The following is a 12,178-nucleotide window of genomic DNA, read 5'->3' as shown; positions in this document are numbered from 1 at the left end:
TCCGCATCCGGAGAGCGCTCTCCCGTGGTACCTGGGCCAGCGTCGCTGGCCGACGTCGGCCGTGTCAATGGGGAACGGTTGCGCGGGGGTTGAAGCGGGTTACCGGTCGCGCTCTTGTCATCACCCGTTGTCAGCACATAAGTTGACCGCTTGCGACGTGTCCTACTGTCAGTGGGGGAGCCAAGTCATGGCCGCGAACGGACGGCACCGCAGATATCAGCCGAGCCGCATCAACCGCGCCTCTGTGCTGGTCACAGCGGGCGGTGCGGGACTAGCACTCCCGCTGATCACGGCCGCCTCTGCGGGTGCGGCTTCGGGGGATGTCTGGGAGAAGGTGGCCGCGTGCGAGTCCACCGGCAACTGGCACATCAACAACGGCAACGGCTATTTCGGCGGGCTCCAGTTCACCCGGTCGACCTGGGCGGCGTACGGCGGCGCGGAGTACGCGCCGCGCGCCGACCTGGCCAGCAGGGACCAGCAGATCGCCATCGCGGAGAAGGTCCTCAAGGGGCAGGGGCCGGGCGCCTGGCCGGTCTGCTCCGGGCGGGCGGGACTGGCACGGGGCGGCGACTCTCCCGACATCAGCCCGCAGACCGAGCGGAGGACCGAGGCCTCGGCGCCGAAACGGGCTGCCACGGAAGCCAAGGCCTCCGAAACCAGGGCCTCGACACCCGCGAAGACCCGGACGAAACAGACCCCGGCGGCCGGCACGCCGACATCGGTGCCGGGCAAGCGCGACTCGTACACCGTGGCGAGCGGCGACTCGCTCTCCGGGATCGCGGCCGACCGCGATCTCGGTGCCTGGCAGAGGCTGTACTCGGCGAACCGCAAGGTCGTCGGTGACGACCCGGACCTGATCTTCCCAGGCCAGCGGCTGAGCCTCGACCTCGCCGGTACTCCGAGAGCGGCCACGAAGAGCGCCCCGAAGACCGATCAGAAGCCGGCGGCCCGGCCGGCCGCGCCGAAGCGGACGGCGCAGCCCGCACCGAAGCAGGCGCACCCCAGCCAGACGGCCAAGCCGTCGCACCCCAAGCCGGTCGCACAGCCCAAGCAGCAGGCCAGGCCCGCACCGAAGAAGACCGAGACCCACAAGAAGACCGAGACCCACAAGACTCAGGCTCACAAAACCGAGGCCCACAAGAGCGGGCACACCGCGAAGCACGCCGGGATCACGGCCCCGGTCGAGGCCCGTACCGGCACCCAGTACAGGCAGTCCGGTGCCTGGTCGAGCGGCTACCACACGGGCGTCGACTTCCCCGTGCCCACCGGCACCTCGGTCAAGGCGATGTCTTCCGGCACGGTCGTCACGGCCGGCTGGGGCGGGGCGTACGGCTACCAGATCGTCATCCGGCACAGCGACGGCAAGTACAGCCAGTACGCGCACCTCTCGGCGCTCCACGTGCGCGCCGGACAGCGGGTCGGCGAGGGCCAGCGCATCGCCCGCTCCGGCGCCACCGGCAACGTGACGGGTCCGCACCTGCACTTCGAGGTCCGCACCGGCCCCGAGTACGGCTCCGACATCGACCCGCTGGCCTACCTCAGGGCGGGCGGCGTCAAGGTCTGAACGGTCCCGCCCCGACCGGCGTCATCGGCCGTCACGGCTGTGGCGCCGGCAGCGGAGGGTGAGGCGGTTGACCCGGCGGGCGATCCGCCGCGCCCCGCGCCGGCGGTGTGCGGCGGACGCGGGCCCGGACTGAACGCGACCTGGACCGACCGGAGCTCCGGCGGGGTCCGAACAGGCAGCGACCGCCGGCTGGGAGGGATTTCCGGAATCGATTGCTCCGGCCCCGCGGGCCCGGGGAACGCCACCGTGCCCCGAGGCGCCCCGGCCTGCCGCCGTGCTGCGCCCGCCGGGTCCGGGGACCCGGCGGGCCCGCCGAAATCCCCGGCCTCCCCGCCGGGGACGGGTGCGGCACCGGATCCGGGTGAGGCATCGGGTGCGGCACCGGATCCGGGTCCGGGTGAGGCATCGGATTCGGGTACGGCGGGTGAGGGGGGTGCGCCCGGAGCCTCGTCCGCGCTCTTTCCGGCCCGCCGCGCTCCGCCGTCCGCCGCCTCCTGGGCCCGCCGGCGCTCCGCGCCCATCCGTTCCGTGGTGAGCAGGATCAGACCGCCGGCCGCGACGACCCCGCAGGCGAGGGCGAGCATGGCGCCCGCGGTGCCGTGCCGGAACGACTCACCGAACAGCGTGAGGCCGACGACCGCCGCGACCACCGGATTCACCACGGTGACCGTCGCGAGCGGGGCGGTCAGACCCGCGCCTCGGTACGCGGCCTGCGACAGCAGCAGCCCGGTGGCGGCGAGGGCCGCGATCACCAGCAGGGCAGGCAGTCCGGTCCGCACCGAGCCGGAGGTCCACTCCATGGCCACGGTCTTCGTGAACACCGAGGCGATACCAAACGCCACACCGGCAGCCGCGGCCAGCACCACGCTCCGCATCACCGGCCGGCGCATCACCTTCGACAGCAGGACGAGCGCCGCCACCGCGCCGAACGTCACCGTGCCGAGCATCAGCTGCTGCGGGCGGCCCAGGGTGTGGGTGTCGGAGCTTCCGGTGAGGGCGAGCAGACCCGCCAGCCCGACGGTCGCCATGACCGCGCCGCGCCAGGCCGTCGCCCCGGCCCTGCGGTGGACGAAGAGGGCGGCCATCGGCAGGGCGAAGACGATGGTCAGGGCGCCCAGCGGCTGCACGAGGCTGAGCGGGCCGTAGGCCAGCGCCACCACGTGCAGAAGCGCTCCCACCCCGTTCAGGGCGACCGCGGCCCACCAGACCCGGTTGCGCAGCGGAGCGAGCGAGCGGCCGTCGGAGGCCGTGGCGACGCGCTCCTGGACGATCGCGCCGGCCGCGTAAGCGACCGCGGAGACCAGTGACAGCAGCACGGACAGCGCGAGGGAACTCATGTACACCACGATGGCCCTTCAAAGCCGCCGCGTCGTCGTCCCTGAGACGGCGATCCGGCGTACTGCTTTGGTAGTACGGCAGTGGTTACGGTGTCCTCCTCCCGACGGTAGTCCCCCCTGCGACCGACGTCAGAACGATCATCCCGTACGGATACGGTGGACCGCGAGCCGTGGCACTCCTGGTATCCGCGGCGTCACGACAGGTGGCCGGGAGAGCGGAGGGGGCAGCGCGATGAACGAGCCGCGAGCGGCCTCGGTGAGCGTGTTCTTCGCGCTCGGGGCGGCCCCGCCGCAGGGCGAGGGACACCGCGCGCTGACCCGCCTGTACGCGGGCGGCACGGAGCCGCTGACCTCCCGCATCGACACCGTCGCCGAGCGGCTCGGAACGACCGAGCGCCGGGTTGCCGCCTCCCTGGCGCAGCTGGGCCTGGCCGCGCGGCTGTGGTCCTGCGCGCTCGGTCCCGCGGCACTCTCGGGCCGCTTCCCCGACCTGCGGCCGGAGAACCTCCACTGGGACCCGCGCCGGCCGGCGCCGGAGGACCTGTGGACGGACTCCGCCGAGCTGTTGCCGGGCACCGCGGCCCGGATCAGGGACGTCGTCCAGTACGGCCATCTCGAACCGCTCGCGGCGGCGATCCGCCGCGACACGGCCGTCTCGTCCCGGCTCCTGTGGGGCAACGCCGGATCCGCACTGGCCGGAACCGTACGCCAGCTGACCGGCTGGGCGCGTACGCACGGCAGGCCGGACGTCGCCGCCCGCACCAGGACCCTGGCGGCCGAACTCTTCGACCACCACGAGCTGCGCGACACCTGCGCCCCGCCCGGCCCCGGATTCCGCCGGAACACCTGCTGTCTCTACTACCGCGTTCCGGGCGGCGGCCTGTGCGGTGACTGCGTCTTCGACAGCGCGCCCGGCGCGGCGGGGCGCGCCTAAAGCGTCTGGCCCGAGCGCCGCGAGCGTACTTTTCGGTGTGCCGGACCCCTGGTCGCAGGCGTGCCGAAGGGCGGCGTGGCGGGGGTGCTTCCTGCCCCGTGCCATGCCGATGTGCCGCCGGTTTTCCCGGTGTTACTCCCTCCGAAGAGTCGAATGTCATGCACCTGGACAGGGCCGTATCGGTCGTGCTGTCATGCCAACTGCCATTCCTTCCAACGTTGTACATCCTGTTGCAACGAGCCGCCACCCTTCCTCACAAGGAGGATCCGTGCGCATCAGAAAGAAGTTTGTCCTGCTGCTCGCCGCCGTCGTCGGCGCCGCGGGACTGTCCGCCGTACCCGCTGCCTCCGCGGCGGACCAGGACCCCGGGGGCACGTCCGACGTGCATGGGCTCAAGGGGGAGTACTACACCCAGTCCGCCCCGGGAGCCTTCGACTTCGGTGAGCTGAAGGCCACCGGATTCGACCCGGGCATCGACTTCCAGAGCCTGGAGTCGCGGCTGTCCTCGGCCACCGGGCAGGCCGACGACGCCAGCATCCGGTGGACCGGGAAGATCGTGCCGGAGAAGTCCGGCGCCCACACCTTCTCCATGATCGGGGACAACGGTTTCCGTCTCTGGATCGACGGGAAGCCGGTCATCGACCACTGGGTCGACGACTGGGAGAAGGAACAGACTTCGGAGCCGGTCGAGTTGACCGCGGGCAAGGCCTACGACTTCAAGGTCGAGTACTTCGAGCACGAGGGCGGCTCGAACCTCCACCTCAAGTGGACCGAGCCCGGCGGCACGAAGGTGCCGGTGCCGCAGTCCGCCTTCCGGCTGCCCGACGACTTCGCGTACGACGGGGCCATCGCCGCCACCGTCCTCGCGGACGGACGCACCCTCAAGCTGGACTTCGCGCAGAAGCTCGGGAAGCTTCCGGCCGGCCTGGTGAACCACCTCGACGCCGTGATCGGCGGCGCCGAGTGGCCGCTCGGCGCGGTCAAGGCCGACCGGAAGGACCCGCGCAGCCTGACCGTCGCCCTCAAGGAACCGGTCGTCGGCAACAAGGCCGGGAACGCCACCGGCCTGGCCGACATCCGTTACGACGGCGACGGCGCCCTGGCCGGTGAGGACGGCAAGCGGGTCGGTGCCTTCTGGTCCAGCGGGCCGAACCACTCCACGCACGAGCTGAGCACCAAGTGGGCCGAAGAGGTGGGGCCGAAGAACGCGCTCCCCGAGTACCCGCGCCCCCAGCTCACCCGTGACAACTGGCAGAACCTCAACGGCTCCTGGGAGTTCGCCTCGGCGAAGGCGGGGGAGCGCCCCCCGGTCGGCAGGAAGCTCGGCGAGAAGATCCTCGTCCCGTACCCGGTCGAGTCCCAGCTCTCCGGGATCGAACGGCACGAGGACCGGATGTGGTACCGCCGCACCTTCACCGTGCCCAAGAACTGGAAGGTCGGCTCCGGCAAGCGGCTCCAGCTCAACTTCGGCGCCGTCGACTGGCAGGCCGAGGTGTACGTCAACGGGCACAAGGTCACCGAACACAAGGGCGGCTACGACAAGTTCAGCGCCGATGTCACCGACGCGCTGAAGCCCGGCCGCACCCAGGAGCTGATCGTCGGCGTCTACGACCCGACCGATGCCAAGGGCGGCGAGAACCCGCCGATGGGCAAGCAGCGCCTCGACCCCAGCGGCATCTGGTACACCCCGTCCTCCGGCATCTGGCAGACCGTCTGGATGGAGCCGGTCGCCGCCGACCACGCGGACTCGCTGAAGATCACCCCGGACGTTCCGGGCAAGAGCGTCGCGGTCGAGGTACGCGGGGTACGTGACGGTGTCCCCGTCACCGCGACCGCGTACGACGGCAAGCGCAAGGTGGGCACCGTCACCGGGCGGACCGGATCGGCCCTGAAGGTGCGGATCCCGGACCCGCACCTGTGGTCCGCCGACGACCCGCACCTCTACCAGCTCAAGGTCTCCGTCGGCTCCGACCGGGTCGGCAGTTACTTCGGGATGCGGTCCATCTCCGTCGAGAAGGTGAACGGCACCCCGCGCACCGTCCTCAACGGCAAGCCGGTCTTCCTGATGGCCACCCTCGACCAGGGGTTCTGGCCGGACGGGCTGCACACCGCGCCCACCGACGAGGCACTCGCGTACGACCTGAAGATGCACAAGGCGATGGGCTTCAACTCGGTGCGCAAGCACATCAAGGTCGAGCCCGACCGCTGGTTCTACTGGGCGGACAAGCTGGGCCTGATGGTCTGGCAGGACATGCCGGCGATGGCCGACACTCCTTCGGCCGCCGCGCGCACCGAGTACGAGCACGAGATGAAGGAGATGATCGACGAACACTCCAGCCACCCGTCCGTCGTCATGTGGGTCACCTTCAACGAGGGCTGGGGCCAGTACGACGAGGCCCGCATCGCCGACCAGGCCAAGTCCTGGGACCCGACGCGCCTGGTCAACAGCATGTCCGGGATCAACCTGGGCGTCGACGGGGGCACCGGTGACATCATCGACGAGCACGGCTACCCGAGCCCGGCACTGCCGAAGCCGGACGGTCAACGTGCCCTGATCAGCGGTGAGTACGGCGGACTGGGGCTGGCGGTCCCCGGCCACGCCTGGGCCGTGCAGCAGTCGTACATCGCCGTCGACCCGGCCACCTACACCGACGACTACCTCGCCAAGCTCGACGAGGTGCACGCGCTCGCCTGCAAGGGCAGCAACGGCGCGGTGTACACGCAGATCTCCGACGTGGAGGGTGAGCTGAACGGTCTGCTCACCTACGACCGCAGGGTCGTCAAGCCCGATGTGAAGCGGGTGCACGACGCCCAGCAGGCGTTGATCCGCGACGCCTCGCAGCCCGCCGTGGCGGGCTGCCCCACCGGCTGATCCGTGCGACCCGCTCCGGTCCGGCCCTCGCGGGCGGGCCGGAGCGGGTCCGTCCGCCCTCTTGACGGGGGCTGACGGGGAACCAAGAATGATCGCGCTCTGACAACGTTGTCCGAAGGAGTATTCCCATGCACCGGACCCCACGGCCGCGACTGCGCGGCCCGGCGGCCGCACTCGCGGCCGCAGCCCTCCTGGGCGGTGTCCTCACCACGGGGGCCACGGCCGAGGCCGCGCCGCACAAGGACGGCCGGCTGACCGATCTGGTCAACCCGTTCATCGGCACCCAGAACGAGGGCAACACCTACCCCGGCGCCTCCGTGCCCTTCGGCATGGTGCAGCTCTCCCCGGACACCGGCCACAACACCGGTTACGACTACGGCGAGAACCACATCCGCGGCTTCTCCGCCGTCCACCTCTCCGGCGTCGGCTGCGGACTCGGCGGCGATCTGCCGACCCTGCCCACCACCGGGGACGTCACCGAGACCGACTACGCCAAGTACGCGGCCGAGTTCAGCCACGACGACGAGAAGGCGAGCCCCGGCTACTACAAGGTCGGGCTCAAGACCGGCATCGACGCCGAGCTGACCGCCTCGAAGCGCACCGGGGTCCAGCGCTACACCTTCCCGGCCACCGACAAGGCCAACGTCCTGCTCAACGCGGGACAGACGCTGCACAAGACGCTCTCGTCCAAGGTCGAGATCCTGGACAGCCGCACCGTGCGCACCGCGATCACCGGCAGCGGCTTCTGCCAGGACACCAAGCCGTACACGGTCTACACCGTCACCCACTTCGACCGGCCGTTCGCCACCTCCGGCACCTGGAACGGCGACACCGTCACCGAGGGCTCGAAGACGTCTTCCGCCACCGACGCCCGCAACGGCGCCTGGCTGCGCTTCGACACCAGCAAGGACCGCACCGTCGAGGCCACCACCGCCCTGAGCTACGTCGACGCCAAGGGCGCCGCGCTCAACCTCCGCGCCGAGGGCGGCCGCAGCTTCGACCGCGTCGAGCGTGCCGCGCAGCGCGACTGGGAGGACCGCCTCGAAGGCGTGAAGGCGCAGGGCGGCAGCGACGAACTGCGCCGCACCTTCTACTCCTCCCTCTACCGCTCCTTCCTCGCGCCCAACGTCGGCAGCGACGTGGACGGCCGCTACACCGGCTGGGACCAGAAGAAGCACCGTGCAGTTTCCGCCAAGGGAACTTTCACGTACTACCAGAACTGGTCGCTCTGGGACACCTACCGCACCCAGGCCCAGCTCCTCTCGCTGCTCGCCCCGCGCGAGTCCCGCGACATGGCGATATCCGTCCTGCGGATCGACGCGGAGAGCGGCTGGCTGCCCAAGTGGGGCTACGGCACGGTCGAGACGAACATCATGACCGGCGACCCGGTCACCCCCTTCCTCACCAACGCCTACCAGCAGGGACTGCTGAAGGGGTACGAGGAGGAGGCGTACCGCGCCCTGAAGAAGAACGCGGACGGTGTGCCGCCCAAGGACTCCGCCCCGGTCGGCCGGGAGGCCAACGCCGAGTACCTGAAGGACGGCTTCGCCCCGTACATCAAGGACCGTGAGCACGCCAAGCCCGGCGACTCCGACTACGACCACGGCGCCTCCGCCACCCTGGAGTACGCGCTGTCCGACGGAATGCTCGCCGAGATGGCCCGCGACCTCGGCCACAAGGCCGACGCCGCCCGCTACGACGCCCGCGCCCAGAACTACCGGAAGATCTTCGACCCGTCGACCGGCTTCTTCCGCGCCCGCGACGCCGCCGGAGCCTTCACCGGACCGGTCGACCCGGCCGAGAGCGAGGGCTTCCACGAGGGCACGTCCTGGCAGTACCAGTGGATGGTGCCGCAGGACATCCCGGGCATGGTCGACCTGATCGGCGGCAAGGACGCCGCCAACCAGCGGCTCGACTCGTTCTTCGCGTACGACAAGCTGCTGGCCGACCCCGCGAAGACCGCCCGTGAGGTCTGGGTCAACGGTCCGTACGCGTACTACAACGCCGACAAGTACAACCCGCAGAACGAGCCCGACCTCATCGCCCCGTACACCTACCTCTCCACCGGCCAGCCGTGGAAGACGACCGACGTGGTCCACGCGGCCCTGACGCTCTTCACCAACGGTCCCACCGGGATGACGGGCAACGACGACCTGGGCACCATGTCCGCCTGGATGGTGCTGTCCTCGATCGGGGTCTTCCCGGTCCAGCCCGGCACCGACACCTGGGGGCTGTCCACGCCCGCGTTCGAGCGCGTCGACATCAAGCTCGACCGCCGGTACTACCCGCGCGGTTCGCTCACGGTGAGCGCTCCCGGCGCCTCGGACACCGACCGCTACATCCAGTCCGCCCGGCTCGACGGTGCGAAGCAGTCGCGCACTTACCTGACCACGGACGACATCCGCTCGGCCCGCTCGCTCTCCTTCACGGTGGGCGACACGCCGTCGGCCTGGGGCACCTCGCCCGAGGACGCTCCGCCCGCGCTCGGCTGACCCGGCCGGTCCGCGGCAACGCCGGGCGCCCTTCCCCCGCACCAAGGGGGAAGGGCGCCCGGCGTTCGGGTTTCAGCGGGGGAGCGGGGGGTCGATCGCCTCGGTGACGGTCGCGAAGACCGGCAGCGCGCTGTCGAGGCCCAGCACCCCGATGAGCCGCTCCATGAACGGGGACGGCTGTGCGAGCCGCAGCCGGGGCCCCAGCAGGGTCTGCCCCTGGAGCAGCACGTTCACCGTCGTCGAGTCCGCGAAACTCACGTCCGAGAGGTCGACCACGACGGGGCCTTCCCCGCCCGCGGCCGCGCTCTCCAGGGCGGCGCCGAGCGGGGCGACATTATCGATGTCGAGGTCGCCGGTCACGGCGAGCACCAGCGCCCCCCGGTCCTCGCGTGGGACGATTCTCATGGCTCTGCCGGCACTGGGGGATGGGAGCACGGTCACCTCATGACGCACTGGACGGCGGGGGAGAACACCGGTTGACGCGGACGGTCCGGTGCATGTCCGTCCTGCTCGCGGCGGGTGGAGGCCAACGATAGAAGTAATAGTTGCCATTTGACAACATTCTCCATGGAGCAACAATCTGTACTTGAACGATCAATGGACGCATCCCCCCGGGGCGTACCTCGGAAACGCTGAAGCAGAGGCCCGATGAAGCTAGTGCCGCGGCAGTCCGGACACGCCCTAGGCGCTGTCCGCGATGTCGTCACGGAGCCGGTCGGCGGTGAGCCGCTGCGCCGCGGCCGAACGGAAGGCGGCCAGCCCCGCGGCGAGCGCCGCCACGTCGGCGGGCTGCATCCGCTCCAGCACGGCGGAGAGCTCTCGAGTGCGGATCGCCCGGTACTCCTCCAGCAGGGCGTGGCCCCGCCCGGTCAGCCGCAGCTCGACCTCACGACGGCTCGTCTGGCTCGGCTCCCGCTGGACGAGGCCCATGGCCTCCATCCGGTCGCAGAGCCGGCTCACCGACGGAGCCCGCGAGCCGAGCGCCTCACCGAGCGAGCGGAGGTTGCTGCCCTCCTGCTTCTCGATGACGAGGAGGGCCCGCAGCTGCGAGGTCGACACCGTGCCCGGAGGCGCGGCCTCCTGGCCGCGGCCCCACAACACCTCAAGCAGTTCCGCTGCGGCACACACGTCCTCGGACACCCGCTCAAGGCGGTGAGGAGGGTCGGTACGGTGGCGCATCCATCCACTCTTTCATCCGGTACACCCTCCTGTCAGCCCGGCCCGGCCCCCGCGACCCGAAGAGGAATGAGCGCAAGACCGTGAACGTCCGTACCGAAATCGAGAGAGCCGTACGCGCGGCCGCACCGTACGCCCTGGTCGAGGCGGTGCGCAGCGCACTCGCCGCGGCGTACGACGCCCGGTCGGTGGAACTGCTGCTGGCGGACTACGGAATGACGGTGCTCAAGCCGGTCGGCTCCACGCCGGGGCATGAACGCACCCTGTCGATGCACAACAGCCCGCAGGGCCGGGCGTTCGGCAGCCAGCTCCCGCACGAGGAGCCGGCCGGCCGGGGCGGCGCCGTCGACCACCACTTCCCCGTCACCGTACGGGGCGAGCGCCTCGGCATCCTCACCGTCCGCCTCCCGGCAGGCGGCTCCACCCCGCGGATCATGGACGAGCTGGCCCAGGTGGCCGACCTGCTGGGCCACGAGATCATCGTCGCCGAACGGGACACCGACCTGTATCAGGGCGCCCGCCGTATCGCCCGGCTCACCCTGGCCGCCGAGATGCAGTGGCAGCTGCTCCCCGCCCGCGCGTTCACCGCGGCCGAGTACGCCATCGGCGCCCAGCTGGAGCCGGCCTACGCCATCCACGGCGACAACTTCGACTGGGCCGCGGACGGCGACCAGCTGACCGTCTCCGTGACCAATGGCATGGGCGAGGGCATCCAGGCCTCCCTGCTCACCAACCTCGCCGTGAACGCCCTGCGCAACGCCAGAAGGGCCGGCATCGGCATCGAGGACCAGGCCGCACTCGCCGACCAGGCGCTCTACGACCAGCACCGCGGCGCCGCCTACGTGTCGACCCTGCTGCTCCGCTTCGACCTCGCCACCGGAACGGTCGGCGCGGTGGACGCCGGCTCCCCGCAGCTGTGGCGGCTGCGCGGCAGGAAGGTCGCCCGCATCGAACTGGACGCGCAGCTGCCGCTCGGCATGTTCGAGGAGTCGCGGTACGACGTCCAGTACCTCCAGCTGGTCCCCGGCGACCGGCTGCTGCTCGTCAGCGACGGGGTGTACGACACCGTCTCGCCGCTCGGCGAGCCCTACGTCGAGCGGGGTCTCGCCCGGGCCATTCTGGCGACCCGGCTGCTGCCCGCCGCCTCGGTGCCCGGCGCCGTGCTGCGTGAGCTCGCGGACTACCGCGAATCGGACCCGCTCGACGACGCGCTGGTCGTCTGCATCGACTGGTTCGGCAGACACGACAGCGAAGGCTGACCGCCGCGGGCCGGTGGGACGTCGGAACCGGAGACCGCCGGGGCGGGCCCGGATCAGCTGCTGAGGGTGAACTCGGCGCGGATGCGCTTGCCGACGGGTACCCGCTCGGCCGTCAGCCGGTCGCACAGGGCCACCACGATCTCCATGCCGTGACCACCCAGCCGGCTCGGATCGGGGGAGTAGAAGACCGGGAGCGCGCTGCTGCTGTCGTACACGGTGACGCTGATCCGCTTGGCCGTGCCCTCCAGCTCCAGCAGATAGGGGCCGTGGCTGTAGCGATCGGCGTTGGTGACCAGTTCGCTCACGGCCAGCATCAGATCGTTGCGGGTGTGGGTGCCGAGCACGGCCATCCACTCGGAGACGAGCCGCGCGAGAAAACGGTCGGCCAGCTCCCGTGCCAGAGAGATGCACCCGGGCTCGCCGTCGAACACCTCGGCGGCGTGCAGTGACTCCGTGGGCGGACCGCCCACCGGGGAGTCGTCCGGCCGGGAGATGGCCTGTTCGTTCATGTGCTCCAGCCAAGGCGCGGCGGGGAGACCGTGAA

At 70.8% G+C, this 12,178-nt stretch carries 9 protein-coding genes; 5 read left to right on the top strand and 4 right to left on the bottom strand.

The window, feature by feature from the left end; translation table 11 throughout:
* Positions 1–187: 187 nt before the first annotated feature.
* Complete coding sequence (locus ACZ601_RS02225) at positions 188–1,564, top strand: transglycosylase family protein (protein WP_469532123.1); 1,377 nt, start codon at positions 188–190, stop codon at positions 1,562–1,564.
* Here the strand turns inward: ACZ601_RS02225 and ACZ601_RS02220 are convergent.
* A complete protein-coding gene (locus tag ACZ601_RS02220; protein ID WP_469532121.1) occupies positions 1,534–2,901 on the bottom strand; it encodes a DMT family transporter in 1,368 nt (455 codons plus the stop codon). The genes ACZ601_RS02225 and ACZ601_RS02220 overlap by 31 nt on opposite strands.
* Positions 2,902–3,133: 232 nt before the next feature.
* On the opposite strand from ACZ601_RS02220, the gene ACZ601_RS02215 reads away from it, so the two are divergent.
* From ACZ601_RS02215 to ACZ601_RS02205, 3 genes are all read left to right on the top strand, one after another.
* The gene (locus ACZ601_RS02215) at positions 3,134–3,835 is read left to right on the top strand and encodes a (2Fe-2S)-binding protein (RefSeq protein WP_469532119.1); all 702 of its coding nucleotides are present in this window, start codon (positions 3,134–3,136) and stop codon (positions 3,833–3,835) included.
* Positions 3,836–4,103: 268 nt separating this feature from the next.
* Positions 4,104–6,707, top strand: a complete 2,604-nt coding sequence (locus ACZ601_RS02210; RefSeq protein WP_469532116.1) for a PA14 domain-containing protein — start codon at positions 4,104–4,106, stop codon at positions 6,705–6,707.
* Between the two features lie 128 nt (positions 6,708–6,835).
* Entirely contained in the window at positions 6,836–9,199 is a 2,364-nt protein-coding gene (locus tag ACZ601_RS02205; RefSeq protein ID WP_469532114.1) for a GH92 family glycosyl hydrolase, read from the top strand.
* Between the two features lie 72 nt (positions 9,200–9,271).
* On the opposite strand, the gene ACZ601_RS02200 is transcribed toward ACZ601_RS02205, so the two are convergent.
* Both ACZ601_RS02200 and ACZ601_RS02195 read right to left on the bottom strand, forming a co-directional pair.
* Complete coding sequence (locus tag ACZ601_RS02200) at positions 9,272–9,604, bottom strand: STAS domain-containing protein (RefSeq protein WP_440574046.1); 333 nt, start codon at positions 9,602–9,604, stop codon at positions 9,272–9,274.
* A 276-nt stretch (positions 9,605–9,880) separates the two neighbouring features.
* Positions 9,881–10,378 carry a MarR family transcriptional regulator gene (locus ACZ601_RS02195; RefSeq protein ID WP_440574047.1) on the bottom strand — a complete coding sequence of 166 codons (498 nt, stop codon included), beginning with the start codon at positions 10,376–10,378 and terminating at the stop codon, positions 9,881–9,883.
* A gap of 80 nt (positions 10,379–10,458) precedes the next feature.
* On the opposite strand from ACZ601_RS02195, the gene ACZ601_RS02190 reads away from it, so the two are divergent.
* Positions 10,459–11,634: a PP2C family protein-serine/threonine phosphatase gene (locus tag ACZ601_RS02190; RefSeq protein ID WP_469532112.1), complete on the top strand. Its 1,176-nt coding sequence runs from the start codon at positions 10,459–10,461 to the stop codon at positions 11,632–11,634.
* Between the two features lie 53 nt (positions 11,635–11,687).
* Here ACZ601_RS02190 and ACZ601_RS02185 read toward each other — a convergent pair whose 3' ends face one another.
* A complete protein-coding gene (locus ACZ601_RS02185; protein WP_469532110.1) occupies positions 11,688–12,143 on the bottom strand; it encodes an ATP-binding protein in 456 nt (151 codons plus the stop codon).
* Between the last annotated feature and the right edge of the window lie 35 nt (positions 12,144–12,178).

It is taken from the genome of Streptomyces sp. NPDC104307, from assembly GCF_055584045.1.
Note: the sequence above shows the minus strand (reverse complement) of the source record. Positions and strands in the feature narration are given on the sequence as shown.